The sequence below is a fragment of the Formivibrio sp. oc-25 genome, assembly GCF_055810895.1.
On sequence record NZ_JBVVOL010000009.1, the window covers coordinates 114,819 to 130,151 of the forward strand.

Consider the following 15,333-nt stretch of genomic DNA (forward strand, 5'->3'; position numbering starts at 1 on the left):
ACACTCCGTTTACCGAAAATCGTGGGCCGTGTCCATTGCGGCCGAACAGAATCAGGGAATATACCTATACTTTGGCGCTCGCGCGAGATGCATTCGTAAGATTTTGCTATCGCCCCCCAACTTTTTGCTATTGCTCTCAAGGCTTTGCCGGGTGAGTTTGATGTTGGGCAGAATTTGGGCTTTTTCTGTCCGGGCGATGGAATGGTAGTGGTCAGACCCGCTACAATCTGCTTGTAAATTTGTAGTAAAACTTGGTAGCCCCAACTGGCGGATTGTTACTGCAGCAGCTTGCTGCGATTCTGGTAGTGATCCCGTTCAGAACTTCTCAACAGCTCACGCAAATACACACAAAAATGGAACTTGCCCTGCGCATTATCAGCATCATCACGCCGGTGCTGATCGTATCGGCCATTGGCTTTTTTTATGGCCGCTACCGCAAGCCCGACATGACCTGGATCAATCGCCTGAGTACGGACCTGCTGTTTCCCCTGCTGATTTTCACGGCCATGGCATCCAAGGATTTTCATATCATCGACTATCTGCCGCTGATCGGCGGTGGATTGGTGGTGCTGCTGAGTTCCGCCCTGCTGTCCTGGTGGGTGGCGCGCCTGATGAACTACAACCCGCGCGCCTTCATTCCGCCGATGATGTTTTCCAACACCGCCAACATGGGCCTGCCGCTGACGCTGCTGGCATTCGGCCAGGAAATGCTGCCGGCCGCCGTATCGCTCTTCATGATTTTCAGCCTGGTGCATTTCACCATCGGTATCCGCATTCTCGATCCGCACGCCAGCATGGGCGGGATTTTTCGCGGCCCCATGCTGTGGGCGATGATCCTGGGGGTGGTCATGAGCCTGCTGGGCTGGTCGTTGCCGGATTGGCTGGCCACCAGCACCAAGCTGCTGGGCGATGCCGCCATCCCGATGGGCCTGTTTGCCCTGGGCGTAGGGTTTGCCAGTTTCAAGGTCGAGCGCTGGACTATCGGTATCGTCGGCGCGATCCTGTGCCCGCTTTCCGGCCTGATCGTGGCCTGGCCCTTAACCAAGATCCTGCCCCTGACCGTACCGATGCAGGGCGTGTTGCTGCTGTATGCGGCCCTGCCGCCTGCAGTGATGAACTACATCCTGGCCGAACGCTACAAGCAGGAACCAGGCCTGGTGGCCGCCATTGTAGTGACCGCCAATATCGCATCGGTAGTGTTTGTGCCGTGGGCGCTGTATCTGGCGTTGCCGGCGTAACTTCATTGGTGATGCTTGCTGGTTTTGTGAGGTCTTGCAGTATGTTGATGCTGCAGGCGCATTGTAGGGCGTCAATGCGCAGCGCGAATTGCGCCGGATGTGGGTAAACATTCTCGTGCGGTGCAATGCGCTACGCTTATTGCACCCTACGCGCTAGACGACAGATGTCGTCTACAACATATTAGGGGGCGAAAAGTTGAGCACTGCGAGCGATCCGACGCCACAAACGCAGAGTGATGCAACGGTTACTCCTTCGCGAAGCGTTGAGCTAATACCGTTACTCAAGCAGCTTGGCTTCTCGTTCTACGCTCTTGCAGCAGGCGCACTCTATGTGTCCGGTTTCCTCGTCCTGAACTCCAATCTTGCTAAATCTGACGTTGTTGACATCGAGTTCATCGATGCCCGCTACTTTCTTTCAGGCGCAAGTTTCGTGTTCTTTTTGGTCTGTTTCTACCTTTTTGCTGGACGTGCCGTCCTGTTTACGCCTAAGTGGCTGGGAGAGGCTCTTGAAAGAGTGAATAAAGACGATCCAAAGCCATTCTGGTCTTTCATCGTATTCATCCACTCTTTCATTACTGCCACCTTCTTCTGTTGCTTGTCTGCCGCGCTCTTTACCTCCTTGGCGATTGGGAGCGCAGAGTCGGCCTTCTTTTACGCAGCCCTCGCAGGCGCATTCCTCATCCTTTACTCGTTTGACGTAACGAACCTTGATGTGAAGTTTCCAAGGTTTTCAGAGACTGTAACAATAGTGGCCAAACTGATCGCTATATATGCGTTTTTCGCTCATTTCGGATCGGGCGCAATGCTCAAAGCATTCATGACCTACATAACGATATTCTTCTTCATCAATATGGTGCTCGACGGATTCGCCCGATACAAACTAACCACTGATCGAGTCACATTTAGTGGTATCTACTCAGTAGTAATCCTATTGGCCACCGCAATTAGCTATGGCACGTTGTTGTATGGCCAAGTCAGTTCGAAGCTTGGCGGTGCTCGGCCACAGTCCGTATCGCTTGGTCTGTCTGAAGAAGTGCGTAAGACACTACCGACTCCTTTTGCTGTTTCATCAAGTAGCGTGTTAGAAGGGAAACTTATCCACCAAACGCCCACCTACACCTACATAGTGTCTGCGGGCCACACAGTTCGTCTTCGTACTGCCGATGTGGTGGCCCTGGTACTAACGCCAGAGCCTGAACGAAACTTCTGGAAGGAATACTTCCTGCCAGCCTCTCAGGCGCAGATGCCCCCTCACCCTTTGCTCAAGGGGGCGGCTGTCCGTTGAGAGCAAATACCGCGTACGGTGCATTGTAGGGCGCCAATGAGCAGTGCGAATTGCGCCGGTGTAGACCGGAGCAGGGTGTCGCATCCTGATTACTGCGCCCCCCCCACTCACTTTCACTCATGCCGCAAGGCATCAATCGGGTTCAGCCGCGCGGCGCGTTTGGCCGGCATGAAGCCGAATACCACACCGATCGTTGCCGATACGAAGAACGACAGCAGGTTGATCTGCAGATCGAACACGTAGGGCATGTTCAGCAGCCAGGTCAGCAGCGTGGATGCGCCGAAGGCAAACACGATGCCGATCAAGCCGCCGAACGAAGACAGCACCACGGCTTCGATCAGGAATTGCAGCAGCACTTCGCGCTCCAGCGCGCCGATCGCCAGCCGCGTGCCGATCTCGCGGGTGCGCTCGGTAACGGATACCAGCATGATGTTCATGATGCCGATGCCGCCCACCAGCAGGCTCACTGCCGCCACGGCGCCCAGCAGCGCGGTCAGGATGCGGGTGGTACTCGATAGCGTGGCAGCGATCTCCTTGGTATCCATTACGCTGAAATTGTCCACTTCATTGGCCGAGATACTGCGGCGTTCGCGCATCAGCGTGCTGATGTCGGTTACCGCTGCTGTGCTGTCCTCGCCATCACGCAGGGAGACCTGGATGGTGCCCACGCCTTGCTGGCTCTGGCGCCCGGCCAGACGGCGCTGGAAGGTCTTGAACGGGACGATGACCACGGCATCCTGATCCTGCCCCATCGCCGATTGCCCCTTGGGTACGAGTACGCCGATCACCTCGCAGGCCTGCGTGCGCAAGCGGATGCGCTCGCCCAGCGGATCGCCGCTGGTGCCGAACAGTTCCTTGCGCACGGTTTCACCGATTACGCATACGGTACGCGCGGATTGTTCTTCGGATTCGGTAAAGATGCGCCCGCTGGCCAGTTGCCAGTTGCCGATCTCGAAGTAATCCACGGTGGAGCCGGTCACGCGTGCCGTCAGGTTGGATTGCTGGTATTGCGTGGTGAGCGATGTGCTGGTGGCCGGGGCGGCCAGCCGCACGCTGCCGATCTGGTTGCGTACCGCTTCGACATCGGACTCCTGGAAGTTGGGGGGCGCATTGCCGCCGCCGCCCGGGCCCATGCGGATTCCGGGCATGACGATCAGCAGATTGCTGCCCAGGCTGGCCACCTGGGTGGTGATCATCTGCGTGGCACCGTTACCTAGCGTGACCATGGTGACGACGGCGGCGACGCCGATCACGATGCCGAGTACGGTCAGGAAAGCGCGCAACAGGTTGCGGCGGATTTCGCGCAGCGCCAGCAGGAGGGCGTTGAGAATCATGCGGCACCTCCGTTCTGTTGTTCGTCGCTTGCCACCAGCCCATCGACAAAGTGCACCACCCGCTGGGCATAGGCGGCCATGTCCGGTTCGTGCGTGACCATCAGGATCGTGATGCCGTTGTCGGTGTTCAAATGCAGCAGCAATTCCATGATTTCGCGGCTGCGCTGCGAATCGAGGTTGCCGGTCGGTTCATCGGCCAGCAGCAGGGCCGGTTGGGTGACAATGGCGCGGGCGATGGCCACGCGCTGTTGCTGGCCGCCGGATAATTCCGCCGGGGTATGCGATTCCCAGCCGGTCAGCCCGACCTGAGCCAGCGCCGAGCGGGCTTTTTCGTGGCGCTCCTGGCGCGGCATGCCGCGGTAGAGCAGCGGCAACTCGACGTTTTCCAGTGCGGAAGTGCGGGCCAGCAGGTTGAAACCCTGAAACACAAAGCCGAAGCAGTGCCGGCGCAACAGGGCGCGCTCGTCCCGGCTCAGTTGCTCGACCTGCACGTCCTGGAAGTGATACTCGCCGCTGGTGGACACATCCAGACAGCCGAGCAGGTTCATGGCGGTGGATTTGCCTGATCCACTGGGGCCCATCACCGCGACAAACTCGCCTTGCCTGATATCGAGGTCAATGCCGCGCAAGGCCTGGAAGGCGGCGCTGCCGCTGCCATAGGTCTTGGTGATGCCGCGCAGGCTGATCAGCATTGGGTGTGCGGATACCGTCATCATTTCTTGACCGTGGTGGTGTTGGTGATCACGGCATCGCCTTCCTTGAGATCGGAATGCAGGATTTCCGTGTATTTGCCGTCGGTAAGCCCGGTTCGTACCTTGTATTCCTGCGGGCCTTGCGCGCTTTCTACCCAGACGGATGCCATCTGCCTGCCATTGCCGTTACGCGGACCGCTGGCATTGGTCGGGCGTGGGCGCTGGGATACAGGCGGGCGCGGCATCAGTGCACTGATCACGTTGCCACCCGTTGCCTGTTGTTCGGACTTGGCTGTGGGCGGTTTGAAGCGCAGTGCGGCATTGGGCAGCAGCAGCACATCCTTCTTTTCCGTGACCAGAATGTCGGCGGTGGCCGTCATGCCGGGCAGCAGCGACAGGTCTTTGTTGTCCACTTTCAGTACGGTTTCATAGCTGACCACGTTGCTCACCGTTACCGAGCCAACGCGCACCATCCTGATCGAGGCCGGGAACTGCTTGCTGGGGAAGGCATCGACATTGAACGTGGCTTCCTGCCCGGACTTGACCTTGCCGACATCGGATTCCGATACGGAAACGATCAATTCCATCTTGGTCAGGTCTTCGGCGATGGTGAACAGGGTGACGGCCTGCAGCGAGGCGGCCACGGTCTGGCCTGGATCCACCGCGCGCGATAGCACGATGCCATCCACCGGCGACTTGATTTCGGATTTGCGCAGATCGACTTCGTTGGTGTGCAGCGTGGCGCGTGACTCGGAGACCGCAGCCTGTGCGCTGGCCAGATTGGCCTGGGCGCGGGCCACTTCGGCGCGCGCGCTATCCATTTCAGTGGAGGCCGGTACCTTGCCGCCGGAAAGCCGGGAAACCTCTTCGTAGCGGCTCAGCTTGGCGCGGCTTTCATTCAGGGTTGCCTGGGCCTGCAACACGCTGGCCTCGGCCGATTCCAGCGCAGCCTTTGATTTGGCGATGGTCTGCAGCAGCTTGGTGGTATCCAGCACTGCCAGCACCTGTCCTTTCTTCACCCGATCGTTGTAATCGACAAATACCTGCGCCACGGTGCCGGATAACTCACTGCCCAGATCGACCTTGTTGGTCGGGTTCAGCGTGCCAGTGGCCGAAACCTTGACGGCCAGATCGCCGCGCTTGATGGCCTCGGTCGTGTATTGCACGTTGTTGTTTTTCTTGCTGTACCAGCTATAACCGCCCCAGGCCAGCAGGGCAACCAGCGTCATTCCACCGGCAATCCACAGGCTTTTGCCAAGTCTGGACTGGCGTTCGTTCTGCAGGAAGGCAGGGCGCTGGGCTGCGTTTGTCTTGTCTGTCATTTCAAGCTTCTCCGGCTGGATTGTGTTGGGTGTCGCCAGTGGCGGACCAGCCGCCTCCCAGCGCTTTATAGAGTTGAACCAGGGCCTTGAGCCGCTCGCCTTCCACGCTCTTGAGCGAATCCTGCACGCTCAGCAACGTGCGCTGGGTTTCCAGTACCGTGGCGTAATCGATCAGCCCGGCGGTATAACGCTGGCGCGCCATGCTGTCGGCCGCCGTGGCAGCCTGGCTGGCGGTGAGCAATTCGGTGCGACGTACATCATTCATCGCCAGTGCGGTCAGGGCGTTTTCCACGTCGGCCAGCGCTTGCAGCACGATCTTTTGATAACTGGCGTAGAGCTGATCGTAGGCAGCTTGCTGTGCATCGATATTGGCGCGGATGCGGCCAGCATCGAACAGTGGTACAGCAAGGCTGGCGGCCAGCGTGTTGACGAGTGAATCCGCGCGCAGCAACTGGCCGAGCTGGCCTGATTGCAGGCTGAGTGCGCCGCTGAGATTCAGGCTGGGATAGCGTGCAGCTTCGGCCACGTTGATCTGTGCGGACTGTGCCGCCAGATTGCGTTCGGCCGCCCGAATGTCAGGGCGCTGGCGCAGTGTGTCGAGCGGCAGGGCTATCGCCGCCACCCCGCTGTAATCAGGCAGTTTTCCGCTGTCATTGAGGAGGGCAGACAGGGCAGCCGGCTGCATGCCCAGCAGTACTGCGAGCTGGTTGCGGGTGCTTTCCAGATCGATTTCCAGCGCCGGCAGCTTGGCCCGGGTTTGTGCCAGCGTGCTTTCTGCCTGGATGAAATCCAGTTCGCTGACCAGGCCTGCCTGCCAGCGCCAATTGGTGATGTCGCGCGTGGTTTGCTGGCTGGCCAGGCTTTCCTCGGCAACACGGTAGCGAACCTGCAGCGTGCGCAGCGAGATGTAGGCGGTAGCGACTTCGGCGACCAGGCTGGTCTGTACATCCTGCAGGCTGGCTTCCTGCGCGGCCAGCGTGGCGGCTGCGCCTATGCTGGCATTGCGGTTGGCACCAAACAGATCGAGTTCCCAGCTGGCATCCAGGCCAACGCTGTAGGATTTGGACGGATTGGCATCGTCGCCCGATTCACTGCGTTTGGCACCGGCACTGCCCGACATCGACGGATAGAGCGCAGCATCGGTTGCACGCGCCTGTGCACGCACCTGGCGCAACTTGGCCTGGGCACTTCTCAGGTCGAGGTTGTTCGTCAGCGCAGTCTGGATCAGTTGATCGAGTACCGGATCATGCAAGGACCGCCACCAGGATGCGAGCGCGATGGAGGAATCCACGGATGCTGCGGACGAGTTGTTTTTCCATTGTGCCGGGGCATCCGGCGTCGGTGGTCGGTATTGCGGACCAACCGAGATGCAGCCAGCCAAAACGAGAGCCAGCGGTAGATAGACCAGTTTTTTAGGCATGACGTTTCCGACAAGGGTTTTAGAGGTTCAGTGCAATTTTGAGCGCATTAACGCAAAGACGTTTATGCCGGTTGACGGTTTTTACAATCCATTAACAATTTTGTTGTCAGGAATGAGCGATAGAGACGGCTCTGGCAATTGTTTTAAACAAAGATGTCTCACTGCGGGCATACGTTCGCATGGGCGCTTGCGCGGCAGGCGGCTGTCTCGCGACAGATCGCGATCCGGTTATCGGCCGCCGGTCGAGAGGGATGGTGATCGGTACGGATTCCCGGTGGCAGAGGGCCTATGTTTGAGTGACGCGCCGCAAGCGGGTTATCCGCTGCGTTGCGATATTCCCCTCAATACGGAAGGAGCTGATCATGAAACATTCTGCCGTAACGCTTGCTCTGGCTGGCCTTTTGGCCTTCACAGCGGTTGGCTGTGCTGTTACCCGGGATCAATCCACCGTTGGCGAATACGTCGACGATGCCACCATTACCACACGGGTAAAAGCCAAGTTTGCCGAGGACCCAACAGTCAGTGCGATGTCGATCAGTGTCGAAACCCTGCGCGGTGCGGTGCAGCTTTCGGGCTTTGCGAAGAGTGCAACCGAAAAAAGCCGTGCCGATGCGATCGCCCGTGCCACGCCCGGTGTGAAAAGCGTGATGAACAATATCGTCGTCCGGCCATAACAAGCTGTTCATAGCCTCGCCGCGCGGCCCTGATCAGGGCCACGCGGCTCCTCTTCTTCACGAGTGCTTCCCGCTACAAACTTTGAACGGGTTCTGGCGCCATGTAGACCAATTCCCAGATATGGCCGTCGATATCCTGAAAGCCATGTCCGTACATGAGGCCGTGATCCTGCGGTTCGTTGTAGGTGCTGCCGCCTGCCGCAACAGCCTTGCGCACCATGGTGTCGACTTCGTCCCGGCTGGCAAGCGCGAGGCAAACCAGCACTTCGGTGCCCTGGTGCGCATTGACCACCGGCTTGGGTGTGAAGGTCTGGAAGCGCTCGCGTGTCAGCAGCATGGCAAAAATGCCCTCGCCGATGATCATGCAGGTAGCGGAATCGTCGGTCCATTTCGGGTTGAAACTGAAGCCAAGCGCGGTAAAGAAGCCAATCGCGCGCGACAGATCGGCTACCGGAAGATTGACGAAAATCTGTGTGGCCATGATGTTCTCCAATCAGTCTGCAAAGTCATAGTCTGAACCGGATTCCGTAAAGTATGGCTTGCCGTGCGTATCGAACTGACGATCGGATACGTCGCGCGCACTGGTTCTGCCGTGAACCAGCTTTCACCCGACAGGTGCTGGAGCAGATAAAAAAGCCCTCGCGTGGGGCGAGGGCTGCGGAGAGCGGATTTCCTGCTGTTCTGCGTTACTGCACGGCAGCGAATGCCTCGGCCACACGTGCCACGTTGCCATGATTGAGACCGGCCATGCAGACGCGGCCGCTGGCGATCAGGTAGACGCCGTGTTCATTGCGCATGCGATCAACCTGCGCGGCGCTCAGGCCGGTGTAGCTGAACATGCCGCGCTGCTGCAGCAGATGATCGAAATTGTGCTCGGGCAGCGCCTGCTTGAGCGAATCGACCAAGGTCTGGCGCATGGAGAGAATGCGCACGCGCATGGCTTCCACTTCTGCTAACCACATCGTTTTCAATTCGGCATCGTTGAGCACGCCGGCCACGATGCGCGCGCCATAGGTAGGCGGGCTGGAATAGTTGCGGCGCACAGTGGCCTTGAGCTGGCCGAGTACGCGTTGTGCGGCATCAGTGTCTTCGCACACCACGCTCAGTCCACCCACGCGCTCGCCGTAGAGCGAGAAAATCTTCGAGAACGAATTGCTGAGCAGGAACGGGATTTCCTTCGCGGCCAGGGCGCGGATCAGGTAGGCATCTTCTTCCATGCCGGCGCCAAAGCCCTGGTAGGCGATATCCAGGAACGGGATCAGTTCGCGCTTCTGGATGGCGGTCACGATCTGGTCCCATTGCGCGTCGGTCAGGTCCGAGCCAGTCGGGTTGTGGCAGCACGGATGCAGCAGCACGATGCTGCGTGCCGGCAGCTTGCTGATCGCATCGAGCATGGCGGCAAAGTTCACGCCGCGCGTGGCCGGGTCGAAATACGGGTAGGTGTTGACCTGGAAACCGGCGCCGGAAAACAGTGCGATATGGTTTTCCCAGGTCGGATCGCTGACCCAGACCTGCGAATCCGGGAAATAGCGCTTGAGGAAATCCGCGCCCACTTTCAGCGCGCCCGAACCGCCGAGCGTCTGGATGGTGGCGATGCGACCAGCCTGCAGCAGCGGATGATCGGCGCCGAACAGCAGGTTCTGTACCGCGCTGCGATATGGCTGCAAGCCTTCCATCGGCAAGTAGAGCGGCGTGCCCTGCATCTGCGCGTGCAGAGTTTCCTGTGCCCTGGCGACCGAGGCCAGGCGTGGCACAACACCTTTTTCATCGTAATAGAGCCCGATGCTGAGGTTTACCTTATCGGTGCGCGGATCCTTGAGGAAGGTTTCCATCAACGAGAGGATGGGATCGCCGGCGTAAGCGTCGACATGCTGGAACATGGTGCGGATCTCCTGAAAGCAGGGCCGGATCGCGATCAGCGTATTCCGGCGAATGAGTGCAAGCCGGTGATGATCGCACCGGCGCAGTGCGAGGACAACAGGCGACGCTGGAAAATGAGAAATGAAAATTGAGCTGGAGTCTATGCTGGATTGGCCCGATGATTGCTTTAATCAGAACCGCGGCGGGTGTTGTGGTCAACAAATTTCGGACAGTAAATTGAGTTGTTTTTCCTCGACCGCAGGCGGCGCGCCGGCATTGGTTGAACGTGGCCGCTGCCAGTTGTAATACGCCATCAAGTACATACCCACGTCTCGATTGGCTTCATCGAGCAAGCCATAGCCCAGCTTGGGAATCCATTCCGTTTTCAGGCTGCGAAACAGCCGTTCCATCGGAGCATTATCCCAGCAGCACCCGCGCCGGCTCATGCTCTGCATGATCTGATAGCGCCACAGGCGTTGCCTGAACAAGCGGCTGCCATACTCGTAGCCTTGGTCACTGTGAAACAGTACGCCCTTGGGCTTGCCGCGCTGTTGCCATGCCTGATCCAGCGCCTTGCAGACCCAATCGGCATCCGGTCGCTCTGACATGGCCCAGCCCACGACACAGCGCGCATACAAATCCAGTACCACTGCCAGATAGACCCAACGTGCGCCGGTCCAGATGTAGGTGATGTCACCGCACCAGACCTGATTTATGCGCTCTGGCTGGAGTTGGCGATCCAGCAGGTTGGGAATGTCAGGCCGTTCTACTTTGGGCACGCGATAGCGATGCTGGCCTGGCTGCTTGCTGCGCAGCCCGGTTTCGCGCATCAACTGTCGTACTTTATGGCGACCGGCCTGATGACCTTCCGCTGCCAGCATCCAGACCAGACTGCGGCTACCAGCAGACTGCCGGCTCCGCGTGAAGAGCTCGCGCACCTTGGCGCGCAACGCGATCCGTTCGCCATCGATCACGTTGCGGCGCTGACGGTAGTGGTAATAAGCGGAGCGGCAAACACCAAAGACACTGCAGACCAGCTCTACGGGTTCATGTTCGCTTAACTGGTCTACCAGCGCGTACGATTGATTTCGTCGGACATCAAGAGAGCAGTAGCCTTTTTTAGAATGGCTTTTTCCCGTTCCAGCCGGTCGATGCGCGCTTCGAGTTCCTGAATGCGGCGCGGCTCTGGCGTCAACGCCTTGGTCTGGGGCGTGAACCGCCTGCGCGATCTGGAGCTTGTTCCGGTAACCACTCCCAACGCCAAACCCTTTAGCCAACCAATCCACATAGCCACTGGCGCTAACAGCCAGTACGCGACATAACGCTGCCAGTGGGTAAGCATGGCGATGGTCACTTATCCAGGTGTACTTCACTGCGACCGTTTGGCGAAGTACGCCGTGGCTTTTCCCAGGATTTCACGCGCCATCTGAGCCGCGCATTATCAGCGCGCAGTCGTGACAGTTCTATTTGTTCGGGTGTGATGGCCTTGCCGCCGCCGCCGCGGGTTTGCCCGCCTTGCTGGTCTTGCACCAGTTACTCAAGGTCTGCTCGGCAATCCCCAGATCGCGAGCAACCTGCGCGGGGGACTTGCCTTCGACTTCAACCTGCCGAATGGCTTCTTGCTTGTACTCGGTGGTGTCGCTTTGTCGTGGAATCTTGTACATCGGTACCTCCGTACGCCAGTTTGGCTGGCTACGCTTGGTATCCGAAATCCGCGGGTAACCTCACTTAAGAGGTACCCGATTCATCGTAAGTGTTCACGTGAAATAAATTCACCAATTACATATTTTTATTCGTTTGAGACGGAAAACAGAAGCGAATAAGCTATTTCGTACTCGCGGGAACGAGACTACACAGGTCGTTCTAAAGCCGGACTGAAGCGATGATTCATGCTGATGCATGTTAATGATGTCTGTCTAAACACCATGGTTGCAGCGAGAGATCGCTCAATGCGTACATACGAAAGGATCCATAATGAATTTTCAAACCGGAGTTGGCCAGCGGACTGCAGTTGTCACGGGATGTGCCTCGCCTCGCGGGATCGGTTTTGCCGTAGCACGCCGATATGCTCAAGAAGGATGGGCGGTCGCAATGCTCGATATCGATGAGGCTGCCCTGAAGATTGCTGCAGAGAAAGTGAAATCCGAGTTCGGTCAGCCAGTCCTGGCAATACACTGCAACATCGGGGACAAGGCGTCGGTCGATGCCGTGGCTCAGACCATCAAGGAATCAGATATGCCCCCGGTTGGCGCCATTGCCAACGTGGCCGGTATTCCTTCCCCATCGTCTTTCCTGGAACTCTCCCTGGATGAATGGAACCGGGTCTACGCCGTCAACTGCACCGGTTCGTTCCTTGTCTGCCAGGCTTTTATCCCGCAGATGATCGCAGGCGGCTACGGACGCATCATCAATATGTCCTCTGTCACCGCACAGCACGGCGGGGGTGTGTTTTCGAAGACATCCTATGCGGCTGCGAAGGCGGGCGTTATTGGCCTGACGCGAGGACTGGCCCGGGAGTTCGCACAATACGGTATTACCGCAAACGCGATCTGCCCAGGTGTTGTCGATACCGACATCCGCGTGGGTACCACGCCTGAAAATGAGGCGAAGCTGGCCGAAGCGGTCCCGATGAAACGCCAGTGTAAGCCGGAAGAGATCGCGGCACTGTACGTATGGCTTTCCAGTTCTGACGCCGCATACATCACGGGGACGACGCAGAACATTAACGGCGGGGCTTATATAGCCTAACCCAGCTCAAGGGCTGGAACAGCTTGGTCACTGGCCGGATGAACAGCAGGACCGTCGAGAACGGTCTCCTGATGATGATCCGGTCGGTGTTCTGAGGGACTGCAGGACGTTGCTTCCAAAGCGGCATACGTGGGTTCGATTCCCATCGCCCGCTCCAGAATTAAAAATGAAAAAGCTCGGCGGCCATAGGTGGTTCCGAGCTTTTTTATTTTTACATCCGTATTCAATAGCCAGAATTCATCACTTTGCCCGCGCGGCGTTTAGCTTCCCTCGTGTCCGGGCCGGAGCATGGTGATGCAGTGCCAGGACAAAACCAGTGATGAAATCACGGCCCAGCACCAACCGACGATCTGCTCATGCATGGGCGAGAGTCTGGTTACCATCAGGCCCACCACCAGCACCCCGGCCCAGAACCAGCCAGTCAGTACGCGTAGGTTGAATGCCAGTTGCGATGTCACATCCGGCCCCATCGCCAGCGCTGCGCGGATTCTGGCTGCGCAGGTTAAGACCAACGCCGCCAGTGCCAACCAGCTAATTGCCATGGGTACGATTTCCCACTGGCTGCCCAGGGTATTTATCAGAATGAAAATCATCAGAAACATCGGCATTGCTATGCGTAGCAGTAACTGACGCAGCATGAGCAATTCCAGCAACACTGCTTTGATTCCGGCCAACAGGTTGCGGGGTTGTAATGCCAGTTGCCAGCGGACTGCCGGTGTCTCTGGTTGCGGCTGCAGGTTGCGCAGGTATTCCTGCAGTGGATCACGTGGGGGTGAAAACATGTACTTTTCTCCGTTCCAGCTATCGGGGAAAGGGCCGGGTAAATTTGTGATCTTCCTAGCCGCATGTGCCGGCCAACCACTTCGGTGACTTTCCTGCCCGCACGCAACTGCTGGCGTCTCATTGAGCCTGACATGCGCATGCACTATAGGTTGGGATTTTGTCAGCCGGCAGGCTGGTGTTCAAGGAAAACAAGGGTACGGAATTTCACCCGTATTTGGGGCGCGATAGATGGCATGATCGCCAGCACGCAGCAGGCCTTGCTCGGTATTGGCATGGTCTGGGCAAATGGCGAAGGCGCGCCTTGTCAGTGATAAAACATCCCAGCCTGGGCCGTCCAGGCGCGTTGCCTGTCGGTGTGATCTTGCGGCAGGGTGTGGTTAAATCGAAAAACGCCATGTTCTATCTGACCCTGTTTGCAGTACTGGCAGGGAAAGAGAGCACAATGTTGGGCCGTAGCCTTGCCGGTATCTGGATGTTTCTGGCCGTGCTGATCTGGGATTGTCTGGTGAGCTGGTTGTTTACCCGCCCGCGCATTCTTGCCGCCTTCAACCGGCAACAGTTGCTTCTGCATCGTGGCAGTGCCGGCGTGCTGTTCGGCATTGTTGGCGGGATGGTGTGGACGATGGTCGCAAGATGATTTTCTGGTTCGCCAGTCATCGATTCGTGGTTTACTGGCTGGCGGTTTGGTGTGGGATCTGGTGCCGTGATAGATTGCGGCGTCTATCGTGCATGGCGGATTTTTGCATTTCCAGCCTTGTTTTGTTGCGTGTAGCCGGCCTCAACCATGCCGGCTTTTTTCAGCCCATGGGGGAGTGAGCAATGCCCCGATTGCCAAAACGCTGGGATGTTTTCTGCAAGGTTGTCGACAATTTCGGCGATATTGGCGTGTGCTGGCGCCTGGCGCGGCAACTGCTGGTGGAACATGGCCTGCCGGTACGGCTGTGGGTGGATGATCTCGCCAGCTTCGCCCGCATCCAGCCCGAGATCGATCCCGCCCTGAATCAGCAATCCTGCTGCGGCGTGGATGTTCGTCATTGGTGCGATCCGTTTCCGGCAGTAGATGTCGCTGATGTCGTGATCGAAGCCTTCGCCTGCGAATTGCCTGCCAACTATGTAGAGGCGATGCGTGCCTGCAAGCCGGTCTGGATCAACCTTGAGTATCTGTCGGCCGAGGACTGGATCGAAGGTTGTCATGGCCTGGCTTCGCCGCAATCCGGCCTGAACAAATATTTCTTCTTTCCCGGCTTTACCGAAAAAACGGGCGGCGTGCCGGGCGAGGCTGCCATGCGCGCCGAGCAGGCCGCCTGGTCGGCCTATGATCGTGCGCATTGGCTCAGTCAGCATGCGGATGTCGATTACACCGCCTTGGTCATTTCGCTGTTTGCCTATGAAAATCTGGCAGTGGGCGAATTGCTGGCGCAATGGGCGCACGGCGCGCAGCCGGTGCATGTCTTTCTGCCGGAGGGGCGACTGCTGCCGCAGGTGCGATCGGCGCTGGAGGTGCCGCAACTGGTGCCGGGGCAGATGGTCATCCGCGATCAATTGCGCCTGACCTGCCTGCCGATGCTGCCGCAGTCCGACTACGACCGTTTGCTGTGGAGCTGTGATATCAATTTCGTGCGCGGCGAAGACAGTTTCGTGCGTGCGCAATGGGCTGCGCAGCCGTTTGTCTGGCACATCTACCCGCAGGATGACGATGCGCATCATGCCAAGCTCGATGCATTTATTGATATCTACTGCGATGGGATTGCCGACGATGCTGCGGCTGCGTTGCGTGATTTCTGGTGGGCCTGGAACCGGGGGCAGGGCGCTGGGCCTGCCTGGCCGGCTTTTCAGGCGGCATTGCCGGTATTGCAGCAACATGCCCGCGCCTGGTGCAGCCGACTGACGGCGAACGGTGACCTGGCTGCCAATCTGGTCAAGTTTGTGGCCGGCAAGGTAGAATAGCGGGTTTCCATTTTCCGGGGAGTTCTGCTG

At 58.3% G+C, this 15,333-nt stretch carries 14 protein-coding genes and 1 pseudogene; 6 read left to right on the forward strand and 9 right to left on the reverse strand.

The window, feature by feature from the left end; translation table 11 throughout:
• The first annotated feature begins 353 nt into the window (after positions 1-353).
• Both AC0KVQ_RS08275 and AC0KVQ_RS08280 read left to right on the forward strand, forming a co-directional pair.
• Positions 354-1,238, forward strand: coding sequence for an AEC family transporter (locus tag AC0KVQ_RS08275; RefSeq protein WP_473420670.1), 885 nt, complete (start codon positions 354-356; stop codon positions 1,236-1,238).
• Between the two features lie 196 nt (positions 1,239-1,434).
• On the forward strand, positions 1,435-2,523 hold the full coding sequence (locus tag AC0KVQ_RS08280) for a hypothetical protein (protein WP_473420671.1): 1,089 nt from the start codon (positions 1,435-1,437) through the stop codon (positions 2,521-2,523).
• A gap of 113 nt (positions 2,524-2,636) precedes the next feature.
• On the opposite strand, the gene AC0KVQ_RS08285 is transcribed toward AC0KVQ_RS08280, so the two are convergent.
• Genes AC0KVQ_RS08285 through AC0KVQ_RS08300 form a run of 4 tightly spaced genes read right to left on the reverse strand, consistent with a single transcriptional unit; the run spans position 2,637 to position 7,291 of the window.
• Positions 2,637-3,857, reverse strand: coding sequence for an ABC transporter permease (locus AC0KVQ_RS08285; protein ID WP_473420672.1), 1,221 nt, complete (start codon positions 3,855-3,857; stop codon positions 2,637-2,639).
• Entirely contained in the window at positions 3,854-4,573 is a 720-nt protein-coding gene (locus AC0KVQ_RS08290) for an ABC transporter ATP-binding protein (RefSeq protein ID WP_473420673.1), read from the reverse strand. The genes AC0KVQ_RS08285 and AC0KVQ_RS08290 overlap by 4 nt, the downstream gene beginning before the upstream one ends.
• A complete protein-coding gene (locus AC0KVQ_RS08295; RefSeq protein WP_473420675.1) occupies positions 4,570-5,871 on the reverse strand; it encodes an efflux RND transporter periplasmic adaptor subunit in 1,302 nt (433 codons plus the stop codon). Before AC0KVQ_RS08295 ends, AC0KVQ_RS08290 begins: the two co-directional genes overlap by 4 nt.
• A gap of 1 nt (position 5,872) precedes the next feature.
• The gene (locus tag AC0KVQ_RS08300; RefSeq protein ID WP_473420676.1) at positions 5,873-7,291 is read right to left on the reverse strand and encodes an efflux transporter outer membrane subunit; all 1,419 of its coding nucleotides are present in this window, start codon (positions 7,289-7,291) and stop codon (positions 5,873-5,875) included.
• A 362-nt stretch (positions 7,292-7,653) separates the two neighbouring features.
• Between AC0KVQ_RS08300 and AC0KVQ_RS08305 the strand changes: the two genes are divergently transcribed.
• The gene (locus AC0KVQ_RS08305) at positions 7,654-7,965 is read left to right on the forward strand and encodes a BON domain-containing protein (RefSeq protein ID WP_473420677.1); all 312 of its coding nucleotides are present in this window, start codon (positions 7,654-7,656) and stop codon (positions 7,963-7,965) included.
• 73 nt (positions 7,966-8,038) lie between these two features.
• Here the strand turns inward: AC0KVQ_RS08305 and AC0KVQ_RS08310 are convergent, their stop codons facing one another.
• The 4 genes and pseudogenes from AC0KVQ_RS08310 to AC0KVQ_RS08325 all read right to left on the reverse strand — a co-directional run bounded on the left by AC0KVQ_RS08310 (position 8,039) and on the right by AC0KVQ_RS08325 (position 11,489).
• Positions 8,039-8,446, reverse strand: a complete 408-nt coding sequence (locus AC0KVQ_RS08310) for a VOC family protein (protein ID WP_473420678.1) — start codon at positions 8,444-8,446, stop codon at positions 8,039-8,041.
• Between the two features lie 205 nt (positions 8,447-8,651).
• A complete protein-coding gene (locus tag AC0KVQ_RS08315) occupies positions 8,652-9,845 on the reverse strand; it encodes an amino acid aminotransferase (RefSeq protein ID WP_473420680.1) in 1,194 nt (397 codons plus the stop codon).
• Between the two features lie 195 nt (positions 9,846-10,040).
• A pseudogene (locus AC0KVQ_RS08320) lies at positions 10,041-11,038 on the reverse strand (IS3 family transposase); the annotation flags it as partial.
• Positions 11,039-11,288: 250 nt separating this feature from the next.
• Entirely contained in the window at positions 11,289-11,489 is a 201-nt protein-coding gene (locus AC0KVQ_RS08325; protein ID WP_473420681.1) for a transposase, read from the reverse strand.
• Positions 11,490-11,799: 310 nt separating this feature from the next.
• On the opposite strand from AC0KVQ_RS08325, the gene AC0KVQ_RS08330 reads away from it, so the two are divergent.
• Positions 11,800-12,573: an SDR family NAD(P)-dependent oxidoreductase gene (locus AC0KVQ_RS08330; protein WP_473420682.1), complete on the forward strand. Its 774-nt coding sequence runs from the start codon at positions 11,800-11,802 to the stop codon at positions 12,571-12,573.
• Positions 12,574-12,833: 260 nt separating this feature from the next.
• Here AC0KVQ_RS08330 and AC0KVQ_RS08335 read toward each other — a convergent pair whose 3' ends face one another.
• Positions 12,834-13,355, reverse strand: a complete 522-nt coding sequence (locus AC0KVQ_RS08335; protein WP_473420683.1) for a hypothetical protein — start codon at positions 13,353-13,355, stop codon at positions 12,834-12,836.
• Between the two features lie 308 nt (positions 13,356-13,663).
• Between AC0KVQ_RS08335 and AC0KVQ_RS08340 the strand changes: the two genes are divergently transcribed.
• A complete protein-coding gene (locus AC0KVQ_RS08340) occupies positions 13,664-13,993 on the forward strand; it encodes a hypothetical protein (RefSeq protein ID WP_473420684.1) in 330 nt (109 codons plus the stop codon).
• A gap of 182 nt (positions 13,994-14,175) precedes the next feature.
• The gene (earP, locus tag AC0KVQ_RS08345) at positions 14,176-15,303 is read left to right on the forward strand and encodes an elongation factor P maturation arginine rhamnosyltransferase EarP (protein ID WP_473420685.1); all 1,128 of its coding nucleotides are present in this window, start codon (positions 14,176-14,178) and stop codon (positions 15,301-15,303) included.
• The last annotated feature ends 30 nt before the right edge of the window (positions 15,304-15,333 follow it).

Bases quoted from the DNA above. Each gene is read 5' to 3' on its own strand.
- AC0KVQ_RS08290 (WP_473420673.1), bottom strand. From the start codon at position 4,573: ATGATGACGGTATCCGCACACCCAATGCTGATCAGCCTGCGCGGCATC.
- AC0KVQ_RS08325 (WP_473420681.1), bottom strand. From the start codon at position 11,489: ATGTACAAGATTCCACGACAAAGCGACACCACCGAGTACAAGCAAGAA.
- AC0KVQ_RS08335 (WP_473420683.1), bottom strand. From the start codon at position 13,355: ATGTTTTCACCCCCACGTGATCCACTGCAGGAATACCTGCGCAACCTG.
- AC0KVQ_RS08310 (WP_473420678.1), bottom strand. From the start codon at position 8,446: ATGGCCACACAGATTTTCGTCAATCTTCCGGTAGCCGATCTGTCGCGC.
- earP (WP_473420685.1), top strand. From the start codon at position 14,176: ATGCCCCGATTGCCAAAACGCTGGGATGTTTTCTGCAAGGTTGTCGAC.
- AC0KVQ_RS08330 (WP_473420682.1), top strand. From the start codon at position 11,800: ATGAATTTTCAAACCGGAGTTGGCCAGCGGACTGCAGTTGTCACGGGA.
- AC0KVQ_RS08295 (WP_473420675.1), bottom strand. From the start codon at position 5,871: ATGACAGACAAGACAAACGCAGCCCAGCGCCCTGCCTTCCTGCAGAAC.
- AC0KVQ_RS08300 (WP_473420676.1), bottom strand. From the start codon at position 7,291: ATGCCTAAAAAACTGGTCTATCTACCGCTGGCTCTCGTTTTGGCTGGC.
- AC0KVQ_RS08275 (WP_473420670.1), top strand. From the start codon at position 354: ATGGAACTTGCCCTGCGCATTATCAGCATCATCACGCCGGTGCTGATC.
- AC0KVQ_RS08305 (WP_473420677.1), top strand. From the start codon at position 7,654: ATGAAACATTCTGCCGTAACGCTTGCTCTGGCTGGCCTTTTGGCCTTC.
- AC0KVQ_RS08315 (WP_473420680.1), bottom strand. From the start codon at position 9,845: ATGTTCCAGCATGTCGACGCTTACGCCGGCGATCCCATCCTCTCGTTG.
- AC0KVQ_RS08285 (WP_473420672.1), bottom strand. From the start codon at position 3,857: ATGATTCTCAACGCCCTCCTGCTGGCGCTGCGCGAAATCCGCCGCAAC.